Annotated in this window: 25 protein-coding genes and 2 tRNA genes; 11 read left to right on the top strand and 16 right to left on the bottom strand. The window is 70.8% G+C overall.

The annotated features are described in order from the left end of the window. Positions 1-158: 158 nt before the first annotated feature. A complete protein-coding gene (locus tag ACZDWJ_RS01320; protein ID WP_463519103.1) occupies positions 159-623 on the top strand; it encodes a cell division protein CrgA in 465 nt (154 codons plus the stop codon). 180 nt (positions 624-803) lie between these two features. Here the strand turns inward: ACZDWJ_RS01320 and ACZDWJ_RS01315 are convergent, their stop codons facing one another. Together ACZDWJ_RS01315 and ACZDWJ_RS01310 are read right to left on the bottom strand one after the other, a co-directional pair. Then, positions 804-1754 carry a rhomboid family intramembrane serine protease gene (locus ACZDWJ_RS01315; protein WP_463519102.1) on the bottom strand — a complete coding sequence of 317 codons (951 nt, stop codon included), beginning with the start codon at positions 1752-1754 and terminating at the stop codon, positions 804-806. A 31-nt stretch (positions 1755-1785) separates the two neighbouring features. Further along, positions 1786-2298 (bottom strand): peptidylprolyl isomerase, encoded by a 513-nt coding sequence (locus ACZDWJ_RS01310; protein ID WP_463519101.1) that lies wholly within the window; start codon positions 2296-2298, stop codon positions 1786-1788. Between the two features lie 144 nt (positions 2299-2442). Between ACZDWJ_RS01310 and ACZDWJ_RS01305 the strand changes: the two genes are divergently transcribed. Beyond that, the gene (locus ACZDWJ_RS01305; protein WP_463519100.1) at positions 2443-3120 is read left to right on the top strand and encodes a hypothetical protein; all 678 of its coding nucleotides are present in this window, start codon (positions 2443-2445) and stop codon (positions 3118-3120) included. 92 nt (positions 3121-3212) lie between these two features. Here the strand turns inward: ACZDWJ_RS01305 and ACZDWJ_RS01300 are convergent, their stop codons facing one another. From ACZDWJ_RS01300 to ACZDWJ_RS01290, 3 genes are read right to left on the bottom strand one after another with little or no spacing between them, the layout of a single operon-like run. Next, positions 3213-3548, bottom strand: coding sequence for a DUF3817 domain-containing protein (locus ACZDWJ_RS01300; RefSeq protein ID WP_463519099.1), 336 nt, complete (start codon positions 3546-3548; stop codon positions 3213-3215). After that, positions 3545-4366 (bottom strand): SURF1 family protein, encoded by an 822-nt coding sequence (locus tag ACZDWJ_RS01295; protein WP_463519098.1) that lies wholly within the window; start codon positions 4364-4366, stop codon positions 3545-3547. The genes ACZDWJ_RS01300 and ACZDWJ_RS01295 overlap by 4 nt, the downstream gene beginning before the upstream one ends. Positions 4367-4415: 49 nt before the next feature. Continuing rightward, positions 4416-5315 carry a hypothetical protein gene (locus tag ACZDWJ_RS01290; RefSeq protein WP_463519097.1) on the bottom strand — a complete coding sequence of 300 codons (900 nt, stop codon included), beginning with the start codon at positions 5313-5315 and terminating at the stop codon, positions 4416-4418. Between the two features lie 72 nt (positions 5316-5387). On the opposite strand from ACZDWJ_RS01290, the gene ACZDWJ_RS01285 reads away from it, so the two are divergent. The 3 genes from ACZDWJ_RS01285 (at position 5388) to ACZDWJ_RS01275 (ending at position 7425) form a co-directional block, all read left to right on the top strand. After that, positions 5388-6026 (top strand): DUF3558 family protein, encoded by a 639-nt coding sequence (locus ACZDWJ_RS01285; protein ID WP_463519096.1) that lies wholly within the window; start codon positions 5388-5390, stop codon positions 6024-6026. A 125-nt stretch (positions 6027-6151) separates the two neighbouring features. Then, positions 6152-6328, top strand: coding sequence for a DUF5302 family protein (locus ACZDWJ_RS01280; RefSeq protein ID WP_463519095.1), 177 nt, complete (start codon positions 6152-6154; stop codon positions 6326-6328). Positions 6329-6519: 191 nt separating this feature from the next. After that, positions 6520-7425, top strand: a complete 906-nt coding sequence (locus ACZDWJ_RS01275; protein WP_463519094.1) for an HNH endonuclease — start codon at positions 6520-6522, stop codon at positions 7423-7425. A gap of 211 nt (positions 7426-7636) precedes the next feature. Here the strand turns inward: ACZDWJ_RS01275 and ACZDWJ_RS01270 are convergent. The 11 genes from ACZDWJ_RS01270 to dnaA form a co-directional block, all read right to left on the bottom strand. Next, positions 7637-7709, bottom strand: a tRNA-Ala gene (locus tag ACZDWJ_RS01270). Positions 7710-7758: 49 nt separating this feature from the next. Next, a complete protein-coding gene (locus ACZDWJ_RS01265) occupies positions 7759-7881 on the bottom strand; it encodes a DLW-39 family protein (protein ID WP_463519093.1) in 123 nt (40 codons plus the stop codon). A gap of 43 nt (positions 7882-7924) precedes the next feature. Beyond that, positions 7925-8001, bottom strand: a tRNA-Ile gene (locus tag ACZDWJ_RS01260). A gap of 125 nt (positions 8002-8126) precedes the next feature. Next, entirely contained in the window at positions 8127-8618 is a 492-nt protein-coding gene (locus ACZDWJ_RS01255; protein ID WP_463519092.1) for a DUF3566 domain-containing protein, read from the bottom strand. Then, on the bottom strand, positions 8618-11215 hold the full coding sequence (gyrA, locus tag ACZDWJ_RS01250; RefSeq protein ID WP_463519169.1) for a DNA gyrase subunit A: 2598 nt from the start codon (positions 11213-11215) through the stop codon (positions 8618-8620). Before gyrA ends, ACZDWJ_RS01255 begins: the two co-directional genes overlap by 1 nt. A gap of 129 nt (positions 11216-11344) precedes the next feature. Next, positions 11345-13387 carry a DNA topoisomerase (ATP-hydrolyzing) subunit B gene (gyrB, locus tag ACZDWJ_RS01245; RefSeq protein WP_463519168.1) on the bottom strand — a complete coding sequence of 681 codons (2043 nt, stop codon included), beginning with the start codon at positions 13385-13387 and terminating at the stop codon, positions 11345-11347. 331 nt (positions 13388-13718) lie between these two features. After that, positions 13719-14318 (bottom strand): DciA family protein, encoded by a 600-nt coding sequence (locus tag ACZDWJ_RS01240; RefSeq protein ID WP_463519091.1) that lies wholly within the window; start codon positions 14316-14318, stop codon positions 13719-13721. After that, positions 14308-15471: a DNA replication/repair protein RecF gene (gene recF, locus ACZDWJ_RS01235; protein WP_463519090.1), complete on the bottom strand. Its 1164-nt coding sequence runs from the start codon at positions 15469-15471 to the stop codon at positions 14308-14310. The genes ACZDWJ_RS01240 and recF overlap by 11 nt, the downstream gene beginning before the upstream one ends. A gap of 34 nt (positions 15472-15505) precedes the next feature. Then, positions 15506-16405 (bottom strand): phosphogluconate dehydrogenase (NAD(+)-dependent, decarboxylating), encoded by a 900-nt coding sequence (gene gnd, locus ACZDWJ_RS01230; RefSeq protein ID WP_463519089.1) that lies wholly within the window; start codon positions 16403-16405, stop codon positions 15506-15508. Between the two features lie 116 nt (positions 16406-16521). Beyond that, entirely contained in the window at positions 16522-17658 is a 1137-nt protein-coding gene (dnaN, locus tag ACZDWJ_RS01225; RefSeq protein WP_463519088.1) for a DNA polymerase III subunit beta, read from the bottom strand. 453 nt (positions 17659-18111) lie between these two features. Next, positions 18112-19587: a chromosomal replication initiator protein DnaA gene (dnaA, locus tag ACZDWJ_RS01220; protein WP_463519087.1), complete on the bottom strand. Its 1476-nt coding sequence runs from the start codon at positions 19585-19587 to the stop codon at positions 18112-18114. Positions 19588-20065: 478 nt separating this feature from the next. On the opposite strand from dnaA, the gene rpmH reads away from it, so the two are divergent. The 6 genes from rpmH to rsmG are packed head-to-tail and all read left to right on the top strand — an operon-like array spanning position 20066 to position 22997. Continuing rightward, positions 20066-20203, top strand: a complete 138-nt coding sequence (rpmH, locus tag ACZDWJ_RS01215; protein WP_463519086.1) for a 50S ribosomal protein L34 — start codon at positions 20066-20068, stop codon at positions 20201-20203. A gap of 13 nt (positions 20204-20216) precedes the next feature. Next, the gene (gene rnpA / locus ACZDWJ_RS01210) at positions 20217-20549 is read left to right on the top strand and encodes a ribonuclease P protein component (protein ID WP_463519085.1); all 333 of its coding nucleotides are present in this window, start codon (positions 20217-20219) and stop codon (positions 20547-20549) included. Further along, positions 20546-20782: a membrane protein insertion efficiency factor YidD gene (gene yidD, locus ACZDWJ_RS01205; RefSeq protein ID WP_463519084.1), complete on the top strand. Its 237-nt coding sequence runs from the start codon at positions 20546-20548 to the stop codon at positions 20780-20782. The genes rnpA and yidD overlap by 4 nt, the downstream gene beginning before the upstream one ends. A gap of 3 nt (positions 20783-20785) precedes the next feature. Then, on the top strand, positions 20786-21781 hold the full coding sequence (gene yidC, locus ACZDWJ_RS01200; protein WP_463519083.1) for a membrane protein insertase YidC: 996 nt from the start codon (positions 20786-20788) through the stop codon (positions 21779-21781). Beyond that, the gene (locus ACZDWJ_RS01195) at positions 21778-22272 is read left to right on the top strand and encodes a Jag family protein (RefSeq protein WP_463519082.1); all 495 of its coding nucleotides are present in this window, start codon (positions 21778-21780) and stop codon (positions 22270-22272) included. The genes yidC and ACZDWJ_RS01195 overlap by 4 nt, the downstream gene beginning before the upstream one ends. After that, positions 22269-22997, top strand: a complete 729-nt coding sequence (gene rsmG, locus ACZDWJ_RS01190) for a 16S rRNA (guanine(527)-N(7))-methyltransferase RsmG (RefSeq protein ID WP_463519081.1) — start codon at positions 22269-22271, stop codon at positions 22995-22997. The genes ACZDWJ_RS01195 and rsmG overlap by 4 nt, the downstream gene beginning before the upstream one ends. Positions 22998-23048 lie beyond the last annotated feature (51 nt).

The raw sequence follows: 23048 nt of genomic DNA, 5'->3' as shown, positions 1-23048 counted from the left end.
CCCCCCGCGCTGGGCCCGCGGACCCAGGCGGGCGCGCAGACGCGCCCCTCGGGCGGGGGACGCCGGCGGCTCGGGAGGGCTCGCGTGTGCTCCGTGGCTCACGGCGTCTAGGCTACGTGGCGTTCGTCGCCGATCCCGATCCCGCACCAGGAGCCGTCGTGTCCAAGCTCAAGCGCAAGGCCAACGAGACCGCCTTCGCCGACCCCGCACGCGGACCCATCCTCAGCGTCCGCGGCGTCATCGCCCTGATCCTGGCGATCGCCGGCATCGCGTGGATGGCCTACTACTACGTGGGTGTGCGTCCGGACTCCCTCGGCGCCAAGCCCACCGGCCCGGGCTTCATCGGCGACCTGGAGAACTACAACTACCTGATCGGCTTCGGCGCGTTCTTCCTCGGCCTGCTCGTGGCCGCGCACCCCTCGACCCCGCTCGGCCGCGGCCGGGGCGTCGTCGTCGGCATGCTGGGCTGCTTCATCCTCGGCCTGCTGTGGATCTGCACGTTCTACGTGATCTCCAACGACACCTCCGCGGTGCCGGTCTTCAACGACCTGGGCCAGAAGAACCTGCTCGTCGGCATCGCCTTCATGGCGGTCGGCTTCTCCTTCGCCACCCGCTGGGAGTGAGCCCTCGCCGGGTTCTCCCCAGGTCGCTCCTCCACATCTGGGGATGAACCTGGGGAGAATGACACCGGTGTAATTCTCCCCAGACTTCTCCACACCTGTGGGGAACCGACGCAGTTATCCACAGGCCTGTCCACCGCCTGGGGGCGATGGCTGCCGACGGCCACCGGCAGGTGGCAGCCCTCAGGCCAGCGTGACGGTGCGCGCGAGGATCGCCAGCACGACGACGAGGGTCACCGCGCTGAAGCCGGCCGCCTGCCAGCGTGCGCGGTTCTCCCGGGGCGCGTAGGCCAGGATCGCGGCCAGGGCGAGACCGCCGAGGAAGCCGCCGAGGTGACCCTGCCAGGAGATGCTGCCCCGGTAGGCGAGGGTGATGACGAAGTTGATGCCGATCCACAGCAGGATCTGCTGGTAGTCGCCGCCGGCCTTGTGGGCGATCACCAGCAGCGCGCCCATCAGGCCGAAGATGGCGCCCGACGCCCCGAGCGTCGAGCTCTGCTCACCGGCCGCCCAGTACACCAGCGCGGAGCCGGCCAGGCCCGAGAGCAGGTAGAGCGCGAGGAACCGGGTGCGGCCCAGGATCATCTCCAGCTGCGGGCCGAGCACGTAGAGCGCGAGCATGTTGAAGCCCAGGTGGAGCAGCTGGACGTGCAGGAACATGCTCGTCACCAGCTGCCACAGCGCGCCGTCGCCGACGCCCGGCACCCACGTGCCCGGCGTCTGGGAGTCGCAGATCGCCGAGCTGGTGACCGCGGTGTAGAAGCCGCCGCCGTCGGCCACGCACAGGCCGCGGGCGTGCAGCGAGAGGTAGTCGACGAGGATGCTCGCCGAGCCGCCGGTGGCCAGCACCAGCGCGAAGACGAGCAGGTTGAGGCCGAGCAGCGTCATCGAGACGACGCCGGTGCGGCCCGAGGGCATCGCACCCCCGAACGGGGTGCGGGCCTGACGCACGGTGCGACGCCCCTCGGCCACGCACTCCGGGCACTGGAAGCCCACGGCCGCCTCGGTCATGCAGTCGGGGCAGATGGCCCGTCCGCAGCGCTGGCAGCTGATGTAGGTCTCGCGGTCGGCGTGCCGGTAGCAGGTGGGCACGCCGGTGCCCGGGTTGGACGGCGTGGCCGGGGGCGTCGTCATCGATGCGTCGTCAGGGTCGGGTCGAGGCTGGTCAGCGACCGAGGATCTCGACGGACTCGATGACGACCGGCTCGAGCGGGCGGTCGCCGGGGCCGGTGGCGGTGGTGCCGATGGCGTCGACGACGTCGCGGCCGGCCTGGTCGGCGACCTCGCCGAAGATGGTGTGCTTGCCGGTGAGCCACTGGGTGGGCGCCACGGTGATGAAGAACTGCGAGCCGTTGGTGCCCGGGCCGGCGTTGGCCATCGCGAGCAGGTAGGGCTTGGTGAAGGCGAGCTCGGGGTGCGGCTCGTCCTTGAAGGTGTAGCCCGGGCCGCCGGTGCCGGTGCCGAGCGGGCAGCCGCCCTGGATCATGAAGCCGGAGATCACGCGGTGGAAGCCGAGGCCGTCGTAGAACGGGCCGGTCTTGCCGTTGCCGGCGTCGTAGGCCTTCTCGCCGGTCGCGAGACCGACGAAGTTGTCGACCGTCTCCGGGGCGTGGTTCGGGAACAGGTTCAGGGTGATGTCGCCCCGGTTGGTCTTCAGGACGGCCTGCAGGTCAGCCATGACTGCCTTTCGATCTGGTCGGTGAGACGCGCGAAGGTGCACGTCTGGGTGTACGGCGCGAACGCGTCGTGCGCGACGATCTTTCCACGGATGCCAAGATGACCGGCGTCCGCGGCTCCACCGAACGACGAGAGGAAGTGACGCGTGATGCGTCTGCGCAAGAGGAAGTCCCTGATCGACCGGGCCGGCGACCAGGTCGGGTCGGTGGTCGACTCGGTCGAGGAGCTCATCGATCACCTGCGTCCGCAGCTGGAGTCCGCCGCCAGCACCGCGCGCGAGGAGGCCGCCCACCGGCTCGCCGACGCCCGCGCCAAGGCCGTCCCGGCCCTGGCCGACGCCCGCGACCGCGCGGTCCCGGTGATCTCCGACGCCCTGAGCGAGGCCCGCACCAAGGCGGCGCCGTACGTCGCGCAGGGCGCGGCCCTGGCCCAGGAGCGGGCCGGTGGCATCTCCGAGCGGGCCCAGGCCAAGGTCGCCGAGATCACCGGCCACCCGGCGCCGAAGAAGAAGCGCTCCAAGCTCAAGACCCTGCTGATCCTCGGTGGCACCGCCGCCGTCGTCGGCGTCGTCGCCAAGCGGCTCCAGGGCGGGGGCCAGGACGCCTGGCAGGCCGCCTACACCCCGCCGCCGGCGCCGAGCACCTCCCCGGCCAGCTCCTCGGCCGCGGGCGTCGTCACGCGTCCCTCCACCGAGGACGCCGCCGGCTCCTCGCCCGACGAGGCGCTCGCCGACGCCACCGAGGCCCCGAAGAAGGCCACCACCCCCGACGAGCCGGTGGAGGTCGTCGAGCTCGACGCCGCCCCGCCCGCCGAGGACCGCTGAGCACGGCAGCCGGCACCGCTGCCCGCACAGCACGAACGGCGGCCGTCCCCTCCCGGGGGGCGGCCGCCGTTCGCGTCGGGCTCAGGTGCCGGTCAGGCCTCGACCAGCTCGGGGTGCTCCTCGCGCAGACGAGCGGCCACCCGGGCCTCGACCCAGAAGATCAGGCCGGGGATCAGGCCGGCGATCATCATCAGCAGGAACTGCGGCAGGCTCCAGCGGGCCCGCTGGGTCAGCACGAAGGCGACGATGACGTAGACGATGTAGATCCAGCCGTGGAAGAGCCAGATCACGTCGAGGGTCTCGCCGAAGGACTGCAGGCTGCTGCCCTCGGAGAGGCCGTACTTGAGCACGATGCTGAGCGTGCCGATCAGCAGCAGGACGCCCACCACGAGGGCGAGCACGCGGTAGGTCGCGAAGAGCTTGGTCACGGCGTCGACGGTACCCGGTCGCCCTCGGGGGTCGGGGTGCCGTCACCCGGCCCGTGATCCGATCCGGGACCCGGTCCTCCGGCGGGCACGTCGTCGTCCTCGAGGCCGTCGGGCTCCGCGGTCTGCTCGCTCACGTGCTTGAGCCAGATGTAGGCGGCGAAGAGGCCGAAGAGCCACCACTCGATGGCGTAGAGGAGGTTGCGCAGGCCCGTGAACCGGCCGCTCTGCGGCAGGGCGGCGAGGTCGGCCTTCACCAGGCCCGGCGCGGGGTCGTCGTCGACGACGTAGGCGCTGTAGAGGTCCTGGTCGACGTGCTGGATGAGGTCGGCGATGCGCACCTGCGGGATGACGTCGTCGTCGGGGTCGGGGTCGGTGGCGCCGGTGCCCTCGGTGGGCTGCAGCGAGCCGACGAGGTCGACGTCGCCCTCCGGCGCCGGCGGCGCCTTCGACGGGTCGCTCACCCAGCCGCGCACCACCGGCACGGCCGGGCGGTCGCCGCCGCCCACGGCCACCGGCGTCACGACCCAGTAGCCCTCGACGCCGTCATGCTTGCGGTCGGAGACGTAGACCGTGCCGCTGGGCACCCAGGCGCCCTTCACCTCGACCGGACGGCCGACGTCGCGACCCGGGAAGGGGTCGTCGGAGCCCATGACGTCGTCGAGCGGACGCGGGGCGTCCTTCGTGAGGTCGACGCGCTCGGCGTCCTTGCGGGCCTGGTAGGCGTCGTACTGCCACACGCCCAGGCCGCCGGCCGCGGCGATGCAGACCAGCCCCGCCGCATGGGCGCCCCACAGACGCGGGGAGAGGACGCTGGTCACGCCCTTCAGGGTACGCGGCGGTCCGCTCGCGGCGGCCGTCGAGCCGGTGTCAGCCGCGGCACACCGCGAACGGCAGCGACTCGCGCAGCGTCGCGTCGGTGGCCGCCGAGGCGTTGGTCATCTCGAAGCCGAGACGACCCGTGGTGGGGTCGGCGACGCCGTCGGTGAACAGCCGCGAGAACGCCCCCGACGCCTGCGCCAGCCGGAGCCGGGTGAACAGGTCGGTGCGGCCCAGCCCCAGGCGCGCGGTGGCCAGCGAGCCCTCGAAGGTCATCGAGTAGGCCGTGAGGTCCTCCACGCGCGGGGTCCCGGCCGGGGCGGTGACGCAGCCGCGTCGCACCACCACGCCGTTGGCCTGGGCGCCGATGAGCGGCGCGATCTCGGCATCGGTGGCCCAGCTCTGGTCGGGATCGGGGAGCGTGCCCTTCACCACGATCGGCCCGTCGGCCACCTCGGCGCCGGCCAGCGGCCCGACGCCCTTGCGGATGGCCTTGCGCACCTCGTCCATCGAGACGCCGTCGCGGAACCGCAGCACCCACCCGGTCTCGGTGCCGTCCTCGCCCGCCAGGTGCGCCTCCCACGCGACGTCCTCCTGGCCGAAGCCGTAGTCGGCCAGCAGCGCGTCCTCGTCGTCGCGGAGCAGGCCGGGGCTCAGCAGCGCGGTCTCGGTGCGGGCGCGGCGCCAGAAGTCGTCGCGCTGCGCCGTCGACAGGCGGCTGCTGAGATCGACGCCGAGCTGCAGCGCGATGCGCTGGTAGTCGGTGACGGTGAGCAGCGCGGTGCTCTCGGGCACGTAGGGCAGCACCGCCGACGCCGGCAGGTCCGGGTCCGGGGTGGTCGTGACCGCCGTCGGCTCGGGGCCCTTCATGGTGCTCGGAGCCGGGATCGACTCGCTGCAGCCGGTGAGGAGCAGCGCCGTCAGCGCGACGGCGAGGAGGTGGCGGGGCACGGCGTGCATTGTGTCATCGGCGCGGGCCCGCGTCCGGCGCTCGTCCGGTCCCGCCTCTGGCAGGATCCGCCCATGCGCCTGCTCCTCGGGACCCTCCTTCTCGCGCTCCTCGTGGGCTGCTCGTCCGACGGTGACGTGTCGACGTCGTCGAAGGGCGGCGGAGCTCCGACGCCGAACACCACCACCGCGGCCGCCGAGAACCCCTCCTGCGAGGCCCTGAGCGCCGCCGAGCTCAGCGAGCTCGCCGGCGGCGAGGTCGGCGAGCCGCGCACCACGACGGTGGCGGAGGTGCCGACGTGTCAGTGGGACGCCCCCGGCGGTCTCCAGGTGCAGATCATCGCGACCTCCGCCGACGCCTGGGCCCGCGGCCTGCCCTCCGCGATCGACCAGCTGCGCGCCAACCCCGACCTGCGGCAGTCCGACGTCGTGAAGCTCGACCGGGCCCTCGACCTCGTGACCGGCGAGTCCCTGACGCCTGCCCAGGGCTGCGCCCTGTTCAGCACGCTGCTGGAGATCCAGGGCGAGGAGAAGGGCTCCACCTCCACCCTCGCCCTCTTCCCCGACCGCCAGCGACCCTTCGCCCTCACCGGCCAGACCTGCGTCAAGGGCCGCTACGTCTCGGTGCAGCTGGCCCGCACCTCCGGGGTCCTGGAGAAGCCGTTCCCGACCGACCGCGTGCGCACCGCGCTCACCGCCGCCCTCGCGTCCTGAGGCTGTTTCACGGGAAACGTGGTCGTGCTCGGCCTCCCGTCTGTGGCAGGCTCGACGAACCCCGTCGGGGAGGGTCCGGGCCCTCAGGTCGACCCCGGGCCACACGCACCAGATGAGGAGCGGACATGGCTGATCAGGATCCCAACGCCGATCTGAAGGCGAAGATGCGCGAGGCGCTCAACCGCAAGGCAGCCCACGACCACCCCGACGACTCCGCCGGCTCGAAGTCGAAGGCCCATGGCTCCGAGGTGTCGGAGAAGAACGTCGCCAAGCCGATGCACCGGCGCAAGGCTGGCGGATGAGGTCGTGGATTCTTCGAAGGAGCGCACTTAAGCAAGGCCCAGGGCTGGTTGTCTGCCCGGCGAAGCTGGTCATGAGTCGCAGCGCTGCGGGCACGACCAAGTCGTTCGACGCCTTTCGCTACACCAAGTCCTGCACGAGCCATGAGCTCGTACCTCCGAGGCGTGTACGTCGACCATGCTAGAAATTCACCGTGAGTGATTCCCGGAGCGAGGAGACAGCCATCCGGTTGGCTGCCATGAATTGGCTCGATAGCCGGCCGACTCCCAGAGTTGATTTCGCATGGCTCTCCGGCTTCGAGTTCGATGGCACCCGCATTCCTCTGATGGATCGTCAGCGCGGCATCCGAAAGCCAGCCGGGATGAGAGCGGCCTTGGCAATCAGGACGGCGTTCACTCCGCCGAACCAAATACCTCCGTATAACGACTCAATCGGGTTCGACGGCCTCCAGCGCTATAAGTACCGTGGGAACGATCCGCAACACCCAGAGAACATCGCCCTGCGCCGCGCCCGTGACCAAGGACTCCCCCTGATCTGGTTCGTCGGGGTTGCGTCTGGCCTGTACGAGCCGATCTATCCGGTCTGGGTCGTAGGCGATGACCCGGACAATCTCGAGTTCGCCCTCGCTCTCGACGAGGGGCAGCGATTTGTCACCCCGGGGCAGGTTGTAGACGAGGACTCACGTCGATATGTTGAGCGACTGACGAAGAGCCGGCTCCACCAGCGGGTTTTTCGCAGCCAGGTTCTCCTGGCCTATGAGGGTCGCTGCGCGATCTGCAAGATCCGCCACGCGGAACTTCTCGACGCCGCTCACATCATCCCGGATGGACGACCTCACGGCGAACCAGTCGTGCCCAACGGACTCAGCCTCTGCAAGATCCATCACGCGGCATTCGACAGCTCCATCCTCGGAATTCGGCCGGACCTCACCCTGCACATTCGTCAAGACATCCTGGAAGAGGTCGACGGTTGGATGTTGAAGGGCGGTATCCAAGGAGTCCACAACACTCCGCTTGCGGTTGTGCCTCGCGCCCGAGCGGCTCGTCCTAGCGAGGAACGGCTGGAAGAGCGCTACGCAGCGTTTCTGGCAACCGGGTGAAGCAATTCGGCGAGAGCTCGGCCAGCTTCGCGACAGAAGTCGCGGCCACACTCTACGTGTTTCCTCGGTGCTGACTCGTGATCTTGACGAGCGCGCCAAACGATCCGTCAACAGCGGCACGATCTAGGTTCTGAGTCTCACGACGAATTCGCGGCGCCGGTTCCGCACGCAGCGAAGGAGTGGCTCAGCGGCCGGCATCGAACTGTTGTTGTGGAGCCTAGGGGACTCGAACCCCTAACCCCCTGCTTGCAAAGCAGGTGCGCTACCAATTGCGCCAAGGCCCCGTGCCGTCGGCGACGACGGCGGGATGCGGGCGAGTGCGCCCGCGGAAGGTCAGCGTCGGACGGAGTCGACGGCCTCGGCCCAGAGGGCCTGCTCGGCCTGGCCCTCGTCGTACTTCTTCTTCGCGACGACGGCGCCCGCGGCGGCGAGGACGACCAGCAGGATCTTCTTCATCGAGAGCTCCTCGGTGGGTGAGCCGGCACTGCGGGGGTGTTGCTGGTGGGCCTAACAGGACTTGAACCTGTGACCTCTTCCTTATCAGGGAAGCGCTCTAACCGTCTGAGCTATAGGCCCGCACCCGGGGTGAGCCGGGGGCTGGTCGACGACCGAGGGCAGACACTACCCCAGGCCTCACGACCCCGACAAAACGGTGCCGCACCTGCGCGAACAGGTGACGGCGCCGTCGTCGGACGAGGTGATCAGGCGTCCTCGGAGAGGGTGACCTCGATGCCGCCGAGCAGCGAGGCGGCCATGTTGTAGAGGAACGCGGCGAGCGTCGCGACGGCGGTGATCAGGACGACGTTCACCGCCGAGACCACGACGGTGAAGCCGAGGACGCGGCCGGTGCCGAGGTAGTCGGAGATGTCGAAGGTCTTCGCGGTGTCGCCGCCGACGATGTCGCGGACGGTGCCGTTGATGGAGTCCCAGACGCCGGCGGCGCCGAGGACGGTCCACACCATGAGAACGGCCACTACGGTGACGATCGCGAAGGCGACGGCCAGCAGGAAGGAGGTCTTCATGACCGACCAGGGGTCGATCACCGTCAGCCGCAGGCGGGCCCGACGCGGGTTGCGTCCGGCGCCGGCAGCGCGATCGGCGCCGGCGGTCGACATCGACTCCAGCTTGTCCTGGATCCGCTGACTCATCCCGGAGCGCTCCTGGGTGGTGTCGTCGCGTACGGGTCCCGCCATCAGTCGAGGTCCTCCGAAGTCGTGGCGCCGGCGTCGTCGTCGCTCGCAGCCTCGGACGCGCCCTGAGCCTCGATTGTTGCATCCGCGGCCACGGGGGCCGTCTCGGTGCTCTCACCCGCAGGGGCGCCGTCGGCGCCCTCCTCGAGCTCGTCCTCGGCCTTCGACTCCACCGAGCGGGTCACCACGGCGACGGCGTCGCCCTTGCGGAAGCTGACGAACTTCACGCCCTGGGTGGAGCGTCCGGTGGGCCGGAACTCCGCGTTGATCGGGCTGCGGACGACCTGGCCGCCGGTGGTGATCGAGAGGATCTCGTCGCCGTCCTCGACGATGAACGCGCCCACCAGGCCGCCCCGGTCCTCGTTGGCCAGGGCCATCGCCTTGACGCCCTTGGTGCCGCGGTTGGTGAGGCGGTAGTCGCTGATGCGGGTGCGCTTGGCGAAGCCGCCGTCGGTCATCGTGAAGACGTACTGGACGTTCTCGTCGCTGTCCTCGGCCTGCGCCTGCGCGGCGCGGATCACCGACATCGACAGCACGGAGTCGGGGCCGGCGAGGTCCATGCCGCGCACGCCCGAGGTGGCGCGGCCCATCGGACGCAGCTGCTCGTCGGTGGCCTTGAAGCGCACCGCCTGGCCCTTGCGGGAGACCAGCAGGATCTCGTCCTCGGGGAAGACCAGCTCGGCGCCGATCAGCTCGTCGTCGTCGTCGCGGAAGTTGATCGCGATGACGCCGGCCTGCCGCGGGGAGTTGTAGTCGCCGAGGTTGGTCTTCTTCACCAGGCCGTTGCGGGTGGCGAGCACCAGGTACGGCGCCTGCTCGTAGTCGCGGATGGCCAGCACCTGGGCGATCGACTCGTCGGGCTGGAACGACAGCAGCCCGGCGACGTGACCGCCCTTCGCGTCGCGCGCCGCCTCGGGCAGGTTGTAGGCCTTCGTGCGGTAGACACGGCCGGCGGTGGTGAAGAAGAGCAGCCAGTGGTGGTTGGTGGTGGCGATGAAGTGCTCGACGACGTCGTCGCCGCGCAGCGTCGCGCCGCGCACGCCCTTGCCGCCCCGCTTCTGGGTGCGGTACGCGTACCGCTGGGTGCGCTTGGCGTAGCCACCGCGGGTGATGGAGACGACGAGCTCCTCGTCGGGGATGAGGTCCTCCATCGAGAGGTCGCCGTCGGCCGGGATGATCTGGCTGCGACGGTCGTCGCCGTACTTCTCGACGATCTGCGAGAGCTCGTCGGAGACGATCTGACGCTGCCGCGTGACGTTGGCCAGGATGTCCTTGAGGTCGGCGATGGTCAGCTCGATCTCGGCGAGGTCGTCGATGATCTTCTGACGCTGCAGCGCGGCCAGCTGGCGCAGCTGCATGTCGAGGATGGCGGTGGCCTGGATCTCGTCGATCTCCAGGAGCTCCATCAGGCCCGTGCGCGCCTCGGCGACGTCGGGGCTGCGACGGATGAGCGCGATGACCTCGTCGAGCATGTCGAGGGCCTTGGCCAGACCGCGCAGGATGTGGGCGCGCTCCTCGGCCTTGCGCAGGCGGAACTCCGTGCGCCGGCGGATGACCTCGATCTGGTGCTCGACCCAGTTGGAGATGAACTGGTCGATGGTCAGGGTGCGCGGCACACCGTCGACCAGCGCCAGCATGTTGGCGCTGAAGTTGGTCTGCAGCTCGGTGTGCTTGAGCAGGTTGTTGAGCACGACGCGGGCCACGGCGTCGCGCTTGAGCACGACGACGAGCCGCTGGCCGGTGCGGTCGGAGGTGTCGTCGCGGACGTCGGAGATGCCCTGCACCTTGCCTGAGTCGGCGAGCTCGGCGATCTTCAGCGCCAGGTTGTCGGGGTTGACCATGTAGGGCAGCTCGGTGACGACCAGGCAGGTGCGGCCGCGGGAGTCCTCGTCGACCTCGATGACCGCGCGCTGGGTGATCGAGCCGCGGCCGGTGCGGTAGGCCTGCTCGATGCCGGCGGTGCCGACGATGAGCGCGCCGTTGGGGAAGTCGGGGCCCTTGACGCGCTCGATGAGGGCGTCCTGCAGCTCCTCGCGGGTGGCGTCGGGGTGCTCGAGGGCCCACACGGCGCCCTCGGCGACCTCGCGCAGGTTGTGCGGCGGGATGTTGGTGGCCATGCCCACCGCGATGCCGGCCGAGCCGTTGACCAGCAGGTTCGGGATGCGCGAGGGCAGGACGACGGGCTCCTGCGAGCGGCCGTCGTAGTTGGGCTGGAAGTCGACGGTCTCCTCATCGATGTCGCGGACCATCTCCATGGCCAGCGGCGCCATCCGGCACTCGGTGTACCGCATGGCCGCCGCGGCGTCGTTGCCCGGCGAGCCGAAGTTGCCCTGACCCTGGATCAGCGGCGCGCGCATCACCCACGGCTGCGCGAGGCGGACGAGGGTGTCGTAGATCGCGGAGTCGCCGTGCGGGTGGTACTGACCCATGACGTCGCCGACGACGCGGCTGCACTTGGAGAAGCCGCGGTCGGGGCGGTAGCCGCCGTCGTACATGGCGTAGAGGACGCGGCGGTGCACCGGCTTGAGGCCGTCGCGGACGTCGGGCAGCGCGCGGCCGACGATGACGGCCATCGCGTAGTCGATGTAGGCCCGCTGCATCGAGGTCTGCAGCTCGACGGGCTCGATGCGCCCGCCGGGACCCTGGGGCGTGGCGCCGTCGGTGGGAGTCTCGGTCACGATGAATCTCTCTGTCTGGATCTAGGAGTGTCTAGGGCTGGGTGAAGAGACCTAGATATCCAGGAATCGGACGTCCTTGGCGTTGCGCTGGATGAAGGAGCGACGCTGCTCGACGTCCTCGCCCATGAGGATCGAGAAGATCTCGTCCGCGTGGGCGGCGTCGTCGAGGGTGACCTGGAGCATGAGCCGGTTGTCGGGGTCCATGGTGGTCTCCCACAGCTCCTTGGCGTTCATCTCGCCCAGACCCTTGTAGCGCTGCACCGGGTTCTCCTTGGGCAGCTTCTTGCCGTTCTCGATGCCCTCGCGCATGAGGGCGTCGCGCTCGGCGTCGGAGTAGACGAACTCGTGCTCGGCTGGCTTGTTCCACCGCAGGCGGTAGAGCGGCGGCTGGGCCATGTAGACGTAGCCGCCCTCGATGAGCGGCTTCATGAACCGGAAGAGCAGCGTGAGCAGCAGGGTGTTGATGTGGTGGCCGTCGACGTCGGCGTCGGCCATCAGCACGACCTTGTGGTAGCGCAGCTTCTCGATGTCGAACTCGTCGTGGATGCCCGTGCCCAGCGCGGAGATGATCGACTGCACCTCGGTGTTGCCGAGCACCTTGTCGATGCGGGCCTTCTCGACGTTGAGGATCTTTCCGCGGATCGGGAGGATCGCCTGGATGCGGGGATCGCGGCCCTGACGCGCCGAGCCGCCGGCGGAGTCGCCCTCGACGATGAAGACCTCGCACTCGGCGGGGTTGGTGGACTGGCAGTCCGAGAGCTTGCCGGGCAGGCCGCCGCCGCCGAGGAGCCCCTTGCGGTTGCGGGCGAGGTCGCGCGCCTTGCGGGCGGCGATGCGGGCGGACGCCGCGGCCTGGGCCTTGCGGATGATGTCCTTGCCCTCGGTGGGGTTCTGCTCCAGCCAGGCGCCGAGCTGGTCGTTGACGACGCGCTGCACGAAGCCCTTGGCCTCGGTGTTGCCGAGCTTGGTCTTGGTCTGGCCCTCGAACTGCGGCTCGCCGATCTTCACCGAGATGATCGCGGTGAGGCCCTCGCGGATGTCGTCGCCGCTGACGCGGTCCTCGGGCTTCTTCATCAGGCCCCACTCGAAGCCCGCGTTGTTGATGAGCGTGGTGAGCGCCGAGCGGAAGCCCTCCTCGTGGGTGCCGCCCTCGTGGGTGTTGATGGTGTTGGCGAAGGTGTGGACCGACTCGCTGTAGGAGGTGTTCCACTGCATCGCGACCTCGACGCTCATGTGGTTCTCCACCGACTCGGGCGTCTCGGCCTCGAAGGAGATCACCGAGGGGTTCGCGACCTGCTTGGTGCGGTTGATGTGCTCGACGTAGTCGACGAGGCCGCGGTCGAACTTGAAGACGTGCTCGAGGCCGCCGGCCTCCGAGCGGGCCGGTGCGCCGGCGGCGTCCTCCTCGGCCTCCACCGCGTCGGCGATGTCGGAGGCGGCGGGCCGCTCGTCGCGGACGACGATCTCCAGGCCCTTGTTGAGGAAGGCCATCTCGCGGATGCGCGTGGTGATGGTCTCCAGGGAGTACGTGGTGGTCTCGAAGATGTCGGGGCTGGCGTAGAAGGTGACCGTGGTGCCGGTGCGCTCACCGGGCTCCATCGCGCGCACCTGCTCCAGCGGTGCGTCGGGGTCGCCGAGGGAGAAGGTCTGACGCCACTCGTGGCCGCGGTTGCGGACCTCGACGACGAGCTTGCTCGAGAGCGCGTTGACCACCGAGATGCCGACGCCGTGCAGACCGCCGGAGACCTTGTAGCCGCCGCCGCCGAACTTGCCGCCGGCGTGGAGGACGGTGAGCGCGATCGTGACGGCCGGGAGCTCCTGGCCGGGCGCGGTGTCGGTGGGGATGCCGCGGCCGTTGTCCTCGACGCGGATGCCGCCGTCGGCCTGCAGGGTGACGACGATGCGGTCGCAGTGGCCCGCGAGCGCCTCGTCCACGGCGTTGTCGACGATCTCCCAGATGAGGTGGTGCAGACCGCGCTCGCCGGTGGAGCCGATGTACATGCCGGGCCTCTTGCGCACCGCCTCGAGGCCCTCGAGGACCTGGATCGCGGAGGCGTCGTAGGAGACCTCGTCGGTGTTGCTGGTCGCGGCCACGGTGCCGGCGTCGTCCGCCGGAGCCTGATCGGTCACGTGCACCTCTTCTGTTGCGAGTCGACCCGGGCCCGAGAGCCCTCGCCCGCGCGCGCGGGCGTGGGGAAGTCTACCGCCTCAGAGGCCCGGGAACACGCCATGACGGGCCGGGGCGGTGCTCCGCGAGGGTCCTCGACGCCGCCCGGAGGTGCCTGAGAGCGTCGAGAAGGCCGATCAGAGCCCGTGACGGGGTGGCATCGGTGTCCCCCCATCGGCCCCCGGGGCGCGGGAGGCGCTCACGGGCCGATCCGGGCTCCGACCGGATCCGGCAGGGATCCGGTCGCCGCGGGGCGGCTCAGCCGTAGGTGTCGCGAGGTCCGCGGGCGCCCCGCACGGTGCGCCTGCCCTTGGTCCACGACGGCGCGTGCGGGCCCTGCACGTCGATCGTGGTGACGGCGCCCGCGCCGAGCTCCTCGGTGAGGCGCTGCAGGATCTGGGGGCTCAGCAGCCGCAGCTGGGTGGCCCAGGCGGTGGAGTCGGTGCGCACCAGGAGCCGGCCGTCGACGAAGGACTCCGGGGTGCAGTGGCTCGCGATCTCCTCGCCCACCAGCTCGGCCCAGCGTCCGAAGAGGCCGTGGACGCGCAGGTCGAGTCCCCAGCCGTGGTCGCGGACGAGGCGGCCGAGGGTGTTGTCGAGCAGCTGGGGATCGCGCTCGTCGGGGTGGGCGCCGCTGAACCCGCCGGCGCGGTTCCAGCGGGGGGCGTCGGCACCGGTGGGACCCGCCGGCCCGCCCGGCCGGCGACGGCGTCGCTTGGCCGGGGCGGTGCTGCCCGCCGCGGAGCGGGTGGCGGCGCGGGCGAGGTCGAGGCCGTCGTCGCGGTGCGCGGGGGGCTCGTCCGAGGCGTCCTCGCGGATCTCGTCGCGGATCTCGTCGGGGGTGTCGTCAGGGCTCACGGGTCACCGTCCCGTCGGCGACGGCGAACCGGACGCCGGCCAGCGCGGGCGGGACGTCCTCGGGCACCGCGGCGGTGACGAGCACCTGCTCGGCGTCGGCCACCAGGTCGGCGAGCTGGGCGCGACGCCCGGCGTCGAGCTCGGCGAAGACGTCGTCGAGCACCAGGATGGGGTCATCGCCGTCGGCGCGCAGCAGGTCGTAGGAGGCCAGGCGCAGCGCCAGCGCGAACGACCACGACTCGCCGTGGCTGGCATAGCCCTTCACCGGCAGGCGGCCCGGCCCGTCGTCCGAGGCGCCATGGCCGAGGAAGAGCAGGAGGTCGTCGCGGTGGGGACCCACCAGGGAGATGCCCCGGTCGAGCTCGTCGCGTCGGCGCTCCTCCACCCCGGCGAGGATCGCCTGCGCCAGGGCGGCGGGGTCCGGGGCCCCGTCGGGCACCTCGACGCTGGCGCGGTACTCGATCTCCGCGTCATCGCGCCGGGCCCCGCGCGCCACCGCCTCGTAGGCCTTGCCGACGTAGGGCCGCAGGTCCTCGACGAGCCGCAGCCGCTCGGCGAGCAGCTCGCCGCCCACCCGCGCGAGGTTCTCGTCCCAGACCCCCAGCGAGGCCAGCGCGCTCTCCGAGCCCCCGCTGCGCCGGGCCGCACCCGCGGTCTTGAGCAGCGAGTTGCGCTGTCGCAGCACCCGGTCGTAGTCGGAGCGGACGCCGGCCAGCCGCGGGGCGCGCAGCACGAGGAGGTCGTCGAGGAAGCGCCGCCGATCCGAGGGATCGCCCTTGACCAGCGCGAGATCGTCGGGGGCGAACACGACCGTGCGCACCAGGCCCACCAGCTCGCGCACCCGCGGCAGCGGGGAGCGGTTGATGCGCCCGCGGTTGGCGCGGCCGGGGTTGATCTCGACCTCGAGCACCGCGGTGCGGCCGTCCTTGACCACCGCCGCCCGGACGACGGCCTGCTCCGCGCCGGCCCGCACCAGCGGGGCGTCGGTGGCCACCCGGTGCGAGCTCAGGCGCGAGAGGTAGTCGATGGCCTCGACGAGGTTGGTCTTGCCCTGGCCGTTGCGGCCGACGAACGCCGTGACCCCGGGCGCGAGCTCGACGTCGACCTGCGCATAGCTGCGGAAGTCGTGCAGGGCCAGGTGGGAGACGTGCATCGAGGACCGTCGGGCGAGGGGTGCGGGACGCGGCTCAGCCGGCGTCGCCGCCCGCGGGCGGACCCGCGTGCACGGCGTGGCCGCCGAACTGGTTGCGCATCGCGGCGATCGCCTTCATCGCCGGGCTGTCGTCCTGGCGCGAGGTGAAGCGGGCGAAGAGGGAGGCGGCGATGACGTGCATCGGCACCGCGTGGTCGATCGCGGCCTCGACGGTCCAGCGGCCCTCGCCGGAGTCGTCGGCGTAGCCGCGCAGGGCGTCGAGGTGGGCGTCGTCCTCGAGGGCGTTGACCAGCAGGTCGAGCAGCCAGGAGCGGATGACCGTGCCCGAGCGCCACGAGGCGAAGGCCTCGGGGACGTTCTCGACGAGGTCGGTGGCCTCGAGGAGCTCCCAGCCCTCGGCGTAGGCCTGCATCATCGCGTACTCGATGCCGTTGTGGACCATCTTGGCGAAGTGGCCGGCACCCGGCTTGGAGCCGGCGTGGACGAAGCCGCCCTCCGCGGGCTTGAGGGCGTCGAGCGCCGGCTGGACGAGCGCGATCTGCTCGGGCGCGCCACCGACCATGAGCGCGTAGCCGTTCTTCAGACCCCACACGCCGCCGGAGACGCCGCAGTCGACGAAGCCGATGCCGCGCTCGGCGAGCTGGGCGGCGTGGGCGGCGTCGTCGGTGTACTTGGAGTTGCCGCCGTCGACGACGAGGTCGCCCTCGGAGAGCAGCGAGCCCAGGGCGTCGATGGTCTGGTGGGTGGGGTCGCCCGCGGGCACCATCACCCACACCACGCGGGGTGCGGGGAGCGCCTCGACCAGGGCCTCCAGGGAGTCGACGTCGGCGATCTCCGGGTTGCGGTCGTAGCCGACGACGGTGTGGCCGGCCTCGCGCAGGCGGGTGCGCATGTTCCCGCCCATCTTGCCCAGGCCGACGAGTCCGATCTCCACGTGCTGCTCTCCTCGTGCGTGCGACGCCGGCGGCGTCGGGATGGGTCCGGCCGAGTCCGGTCCAGGTCGGCCCCGACGCTACTCCTCGTCGAGGCGTCGGCCGAGCCCCGGAGGGCTTAGGAGAGCAGGCGCCGCGGCATCAGCAGGTAGCGGAAGCCGGCGTCCTCGCCGTCCTCGCGGTGACCGCTCAGCACCACCGGCTTGGACGCCTGGGTGAAGGCCAGCTCGACCTGGCCCTCGTCGATGGCGCCGAGGCCGTCGAGGAGGAACTGCGGGTTGAAGCCGGTGGTGAGGTCGTCGCCGTCGATGGCGGCCTCGATGGACTCCGAGGCCTGCGCCTCGTCGCCGGAGCCGGCGTCGAGGGTCAGCACGCCGTCGGAGAAGGCGAGCTGGACGGCGGTGTTGCGCTCGGCGACCAGCGCGACGCGCTTGACCGACTCGACCAGGGAGGCCTTCTCGACCGTGGCGACGGTGAGGTGCTCGGAGGGGAAGAGGCTGCGGACCTTGGGGAACTCGCCGTCGAGGAGGCGGGTGGTGGTGCGACGCACGCCGCCGGGGGCAGCGCCCTCGAAGCCGATGATGCCCTCGCCCTGGCCGCTGGCCGAGAGGGCGATGGTGACCTCGCCGCTGCCGGCCAGGGCCTTGGCGGTGTCGGCGAGCACCTTGGCGGGCACCAGCGCGGCGACGGTGACGTCGGGGGTGCGGGGGCTCCAGGCGAGCTCGCGCTGGCTGAGGCGGAAGCGGTCGGTGGCCAGCAGCGAGATCGTCGCGCCGTCGATCTCGATGCGCACGCCGGTGAGCACCGGGAGCATGTCGTCGCGACCCGAGGCGGTGACGGCCTGACTCACGGCGTGGGCGAAGACCTCGCCGTCGACGGTGCCGGTGGCTCCGGGCATCTCGGGCAGCGTCGGGTAGTCCGAGACGGGCATGGTCTGGAGGCTGAAGCGGGCTGATCCGCAGGTGAGCGAGACGCGAGCGCCGTCGAGCACCATCTCGACCGGCTTGGCCGGCAGGCTGCGGCAGATGTCGGCCAGGAGGCGGCCACTCACCAGCGCGGTGCCGGGCTGGGCGACGTCCGCGGCGAGCGTGGCGCGCGCCGAGGTCTCATAGTCGAAGGTGGAGAGGACCAGGCCCTCGTCGGTGGCCGAGATCAGCAGACCGGCCAGCACCGGGGAGCTCGGACGGACGGGGAGGCTACGGGCTGCCCAGGCGACGGAGTCGGCCAGCACGTCGCGTTCGACGCGGAACTTCACGGAGGTGGTCCTTCGACTTCGGATCGGCGGATCGATGGATCGAGCGGTGGGAGGCCGATCCTGCCAGACGCGTCCTGGCGGGGCGAGGGTGCGGGCCGCTCCGAGAGCCTGTCCGGTCCGGGTGTTCGAGGACATACACCGGTTCATCCCCAGGTCGAGGGTGTGCAGAGGAGCTGGAGGTCGGTCGATGCGTGAGGAGGTTCGTCGTAGTCATAGCGTCCGTGGAAACTGTGGATGGGAGCTGTTCTCGCAGGTCACCCCGGTGAGTCGACGCTCACAGGGGGTGTGGACGAACCTGGGAGGAGCCGCCCCTGCGTGTGCACGTGGCCCGGGTCGCACACCGCGCGTCGCACGAGAACCACAGATCCTCCCCGTGTAGTTCGCTCGGGAACCGCAGGTCATCCACAGGCTCGTGCCCTGCTGCGGAGGGCGCTGGGTACGAGCCGGGCCTCCTCAGGCCTGGCGCGCCTGCATCTTCACGCGGTTGGTGAGCTCGCTGACCTGGTTGAAGACCGCCCGGCGCTCCTGGAGCAGCTGGTTGATCTTGCGGTCGGCGTACATGACGGTGGTGTGGTCGCGGTTGCCGAACTGCGCGCCGATCTTCGGCAGCGAGAGATCGGTCAGCTCGCGGCACAGGTACATCGCGATCTGACGCGCCATCACGAGGTGGCGGCCGCGGCTGGGCCCGGTGAGCTCGTCGATGGTGAGCCCGAAGTACGCGGCGGTCTGGGCGATGATCAGCCCGGCGGTGATCTCGGGCTCGCCGCCCTCGGGGATCAGGTCCTTCAGGACGATCTCGGCCAGGGTCATGTCGACCTCCTGGCGGTTGAGGTTCGCGAACGCCGTGACCCGGATCAGCGCGCCCTCGAGCTCGCGGATGTTGGTGTGGATCTTCGAGGCGATGAACTCCAGCACGTCCGGCGGGGCGGTGAGGCGGTCCATGGCCGCCTTCTTGCGCAGGATCGCGATGCGGGTCTCGAGGTCCGGGGGCTGGACGTCGGTGATCAGGCCCCACTCGAACCGGTTGCGCAGGCGGTCCTCGAGCGCCTCGAGGCGCTTCGGCGCACGGTCGGAGGTCAGCACGATCTGCTTGTTGGCGTTGTGGAGGGTGTTGAAGGTGTGGAAGAACTCCTCCTGCGTCTGGGTCTTCCCCTCCAGGAACTGGATGTCGTCGATGAGCAGGACGTCGACGTCGCGGTAGCGCCGCTTGAAGCGGTCCTGCCGGTCGTCGCGGATGGCGTTGATGAACTCGTTGGTGAACTCCTCGCTCGAGACGTAGCGCACGGCGGCGCCGGCGTAGAGCGAGCGGACGTAGTGCCCGATGGCGTGCAGCAGGTGGGTCTTGCCCAGGCCGGAGTCGCCGTAGACCAGCAGCGGGTTGTAGGCCTTGCCGGGCGCCTCGGCCACCGCGACGGCGGCGGCGTGGGGGAAGCGGTTGGACGAGCCGATGACGAAGGTCTCGAAGGTGTACTTCGGGTTGAGGCGGGTCTCCGGGGCGCCCGACTTCGCGGCGGGCGAAGCCTGAGGAGAGAAGTCGTCAGATCGATATGTCGACTTGTCGAGCGTGGGATGCAGAGGCTCGAAGGGGTCGGTCTGCTCGGCGGCCGGGGCCCGGTCCGCGGTGTCGGCCGGCCGCGGGACGGCCTCGGCCTGCTGCTCGAGGTCGAGCTCGGGGTTCACCGTGACGGCGATGCGGATGTCCTGGCCGAAGCGGTCGGAGAGGGACGCCTCGAGCTGCGCGCGCAGGCGGCCCTCGAGCTGCCCGCGGGTGAAGTCGTTGGGCACCGCGACGATCGCGGTGTTGCCGTGGAGGGTGACCGGCTCGCTGGCGCGCATCCAGGCGCGCTGGTGGGGCTGCAGCTCGGCGAGCACGGCCCGCCAGGCCTCGTGGAGGTCGTGGTCCGACGACGTCTCGCGTGCCTCGTCCATGGGTGCCCTGCTCCTCGTCCTCGGTCGGCGTCCGCCGGCCTGTTCCACAACATTGTCCACAGGTTGTGCACCCGGTCGGACGGTGGTGCCGGCCGCCGGTGCCAGTGCTGGTTCCCGAGCTCCCGATCGCCACGTCGTCCCAGGTCACGGCGGGTTTCGACGCACGTCGTCCGAGACTGCAGGAGCGGGAGCGGCGATCCGTCGCGATCAGCACGGCGGGTCGCGGGAAGGTCCGACCGTAGTTGTGGACAACGGCTCACAGCAAGGTTTCATCCACAGGCCGGCCCCGCGCGGGCGCGGGCGGTGCTGCGTCGGTTTGACCCTCTCGCTCGGCGCCGCGTACCGTTGGTTGGTCACCGGGGTCGACCGGTGCCGCATGTCCATGCCGACGCTGCTCGCCGAGCGGCTCGGCGTGGGTGGGCGGTGCCAGCCGAACGGCGGCCGCAGATCCACCGACGTCCAGCGAAAGAGACAGCTCGTGAGCAAGCGCACCTACCAGCCGAACAACCGTCGCCGTCACAAGGTGCACGGCTTCCGTCTGCGCATGCGGACCCGCGCCGGCCGGGCCATCCTGTCCAACCGTCGCCGCAAGGGCCGCAAGGACCTGGCCGTCTGATCGGCCCCCGCCTGTGCTGCCGGCGCAGCACCGTCTGACGGAGCCCGCCTCGTTCAAGGCTGCGGTCCGTCGCGGAGAGCGTGCCGGCTCGCGGACGGTCGTCGTGCACCTGCTCGCAGGTGCGGCGTCCCCGCCGCAGGTGGGACTGGTCGTCAGCAAGGCCGTCGGCAACGCCGTCGTGCGCACGCGCGTGAAGCGCCGCCTCAGGCATCTGGCCCGGGAGCGTCTCTCGATGCTCCCGGGCTCTGCTGTTCTGGTGGTCCGCGCGCTGCCCGCGGCGGCCGAGGCGGATTCGAGGCAACTCGGAGCCGACCTCGATCGTTGTCTGCAGCGGGTGCTGACGTGAGACTGCTGCTGATCGGCCTGCTCAAGGCCTACCGTGCGGTGATCAGTCCGCTCTACGGTCAGGTCTGTCGGTACCACCCGTCCTGCTCCGCCTACGCGTTGGAGGCGGTCGAGGTGCACGGCTCGCTGCGAGGCTCGTGGCTCGCCGTCCGCCGTCTCGGCCGCTGTCACCCGTGGGCCGCCGGCGGCTACGACCCCGTGCCCCACTCCCCCACTACCCGTGAAGGAGCCTGACCGGTGGGATTCATCGGCGACATCGGACACTTCATCGCCACTCCGCTCTACTACGCCATCTCCGCTGTCCTGCTGGGCTGGCACAAGCTGTTCACGGTGCTGGGGCTCGACCCCGACGGCGGCTCGGCGTGGGCGCTGGCGATCATCGGTCTGACGATCACCATCCGCGCGCTGCTGATCCCGCTGTTCGTCAAGCAGATCAAGTCCAGCCGCAACATGCAGCTCATCCAGCCGCAGGTCCGCGCGCTGCAGAAGAAGTACGGCCACGACCGGGAGCGTCTCGCCCAGGAGACGATGAAGCTCTACAAGGACACGGGCACCAACCCGTTCGCCTCGTGCCTGCCGATCCTCCTGCAGATGCCGATCTTCTTCACCCTGTTCCGCCTGCTCGACCAGGCGGCGAAGAAGCGCACCGCGCACGGCTTCCTCACCGAGGACCTCGCGCGCAGCTTCGGTCAGTCGAAGATCTTCGGCTCGATCCCGATCAAGGAGAGCTTCTGGGCCGCCCGCACGTGGGGTCCGACGCCGGACGCCCTCGTCATGGTGCTCGCGCTCATCCTGGTGCTCGCCATGACGGCCACGACCTTCACCACCCAGCGTCAGCTGATGGCCAAGAACATGCCGGCCGACGCGCTGAGCGGTCCGTACGCGCAGCAGCAGAAGATGCTGCTCTACGTGCTCCCGGTGGCCTTCGGCCTCGGTGGCGTCGCGTTCCCGGTCGGCGTGCTCCTGTACTGGACCACCACCAACGTGTGGACGATGGGCCAGCAGTTCTACGTCATCCGCAACAACCCCGCGCCCGGCACCCCGGCCGCGCAGGCCAAGCTCGACCGCGATCGCGCGAAGGCGCGCAAGCACGGCGTCGAGCTCCCGGAGGAGACGGAGGCCGCCGTCGTCGAGGCGCCCCGCCCGGCCGTGCGCCAGCAGCCGAAGCGCACCACCAAGCAGCAGCGCAAGGGCGGCTCGTCCAACGCGCAGAACAAGGGAGGACGAAAGTGACCCAGGAGTCCGCGGTCCAGGACGGATCGACCCGCATCCAGCAGCTCGAGCGCGAGGGCGACGTCGCTGCCGACTACCTCGAGGAACTGCTCGACATCGCCGATCTCGACGGCGACCTCGACATCGACGTCGACGGCGACCGCGCTGCGGTCTCGATCGTCGGCGCCGAGCTCACGCACCTCGTGGGCACCGACGGCGCCGTGCTCGACGCGCTCCAGGAGCTCACCCGGCTTGCGGTGTACCGGGAGACCGGCGAGCGCTCGCGGCTCATGCTCGACGTCTCGGGCTTCCGGGCGCAGCGCCGTGCCGAGCTCGTCGAGCTGGCCGGTCGGAGCGTGGCCGAGGCTCGGGAGTCCCAGGCGCCGGTGCGGCTGGACCCGATGTCGCCCTTCGAGCGCAAGGTCGTCCATGACGCCGTCGCGGCCGCGGGTCTGACCTCGGAGTCCGAGGGCGTCGAGCCCCGCCGGTTCGTGGTGGTCCTCCCGGAGTGACCTCCGACGACGTTTCACGTGAAACGCCCGCCGTGCCCGCTGTGGCACGGCGGGTTTTCACTGCGCCCACCCTCCCCCTCGCCGAGCGCTACGCCGCCTGGCTCGCCGATGCCGGCGTCGTCCGCGGACTCATCGGACCGCGCGAGGTGCCGCGTCTCTGGGATCGCCACGTCCTCAACTGCGCCCTCGCCGCCCGTCTGCTGGCGCCGGGTCAGAGGGTCGCCGACGTCGGGTCCGGCGCCGGGCTCCCTGGCCTGGTGCTGGCCATCGCGCGGCCGGACGTCGAGGTCACGCTGATCGAGCCGCTGCTGCGCCGCACGACGTTCCTCAGCGAGGTCGTCGCGGACTTGGGCCTGACCAACGTCGAGGTCCATCGCGGCCGTGCGGACTCCCTGCACGGGCAGCGATCGTTCGACGTGGTCACCTCGCGCGCGGTCGCTCCGCTGGATCGCCTGGCGTCGTGGTGCATGCCGCTGGTGGGAGCCGACGGGCAGATGCTCGCCCTCAAGGGCTCGTCCGCAGCCACGGAGGTCGAGGAGCACCGGTCGCTGCTCTCGGGCGCCGGTTGTGCGAGCCCCGAGGTCGAGGAGATCGTCGAGCCGGGCACCGATGCCATCACGGTGGTCAGGGTTCGGTGGGCGGGCGCTCCAGCGGTATCGTGGCGCGCCCCGGGGCCTGCTCGGTCCACGCCCTCGTCGAAGCGTCAACGCCGCGCTCGGCGCTGAGGCGCGGCCGCCGTTATCCACCGGGGCATCCACGCTCAGAACAGCGAGTTA

The organism is Nocardioides sp. B129/18 (genome assembly GCF_055282735.1).
The sequence above is the reverse complement of the archived record's forward strand: the minus strand, read 5'-3'. Positions and strand labels throughout refer to the sequence as shown.

Bases quoted from the DNA above. Each gene is read 5' to 3' on its own strand.
- ACZDWJ_RS01315 (WP_463519102.1), bottom strand. From the start codon at position 1,754: ATGACGACGCCCCCGGCCACGCCGTCCAACCCGGGCACCGGCGTGCCC.
- ACZDWJ_RS01310 (WP_463519101.1), bottom strand. From the start codon at position 2,298: ATGGCTGACCTGCAGGCCGTCCTGAAGACCAACCGGGGCGACATCACC.
- ACZDWJ_RS01285 (WP_463519096.1), top strand. From the start codon at position 5,388: ATGCGCCTGCTCCTCGGGACCCTCCTTCTCGCGCTCCTCGTGGGCTGC.
- ACZDWJ_RS01280 (WP_463519095.1), top strand. From the start codon at position 6,152: ATGGCTGATCAGGATCCCAACGCCGATCTGAAGGCGAAGATGCGCGAG.
- ACZDWJ_RS01265 (WP_463519093.1), bottom strand. From the start codon at position 7,881: ATGAAGAAGATCCTGCTGGTCGTCCTCGCCGCCGCGGGCGCCGTCGTC.
- ACZDWJ_RS01255 (WP_463519092.1), bottom strand. From the start codon at position 8,618: ATGGCGGGACCCGTACGCGACGACACCACCCAGGAGCGCTCCGGGATG.
- gyrA (WP_463519169.1), bottom strand. From the start codon at position 11,215: ATGCAGCGGGCCTACATCGACTACGCGATGGCCGTCATCGTCGGCCGC.
- recF (WP_463519090.1), bottom strand. From the start codon at position 15,471: ATGCACGTCTCCCACCTGGCCCTGCACGACTTCCGCAGCTATGCGCAG.
- dnaA (WP_463519087.1), bottom strand. From the start codon at position 19,587: ATGGACGAGGCACGCGAGACGTCGTCGGACCACGACCTCCACGAGGCC.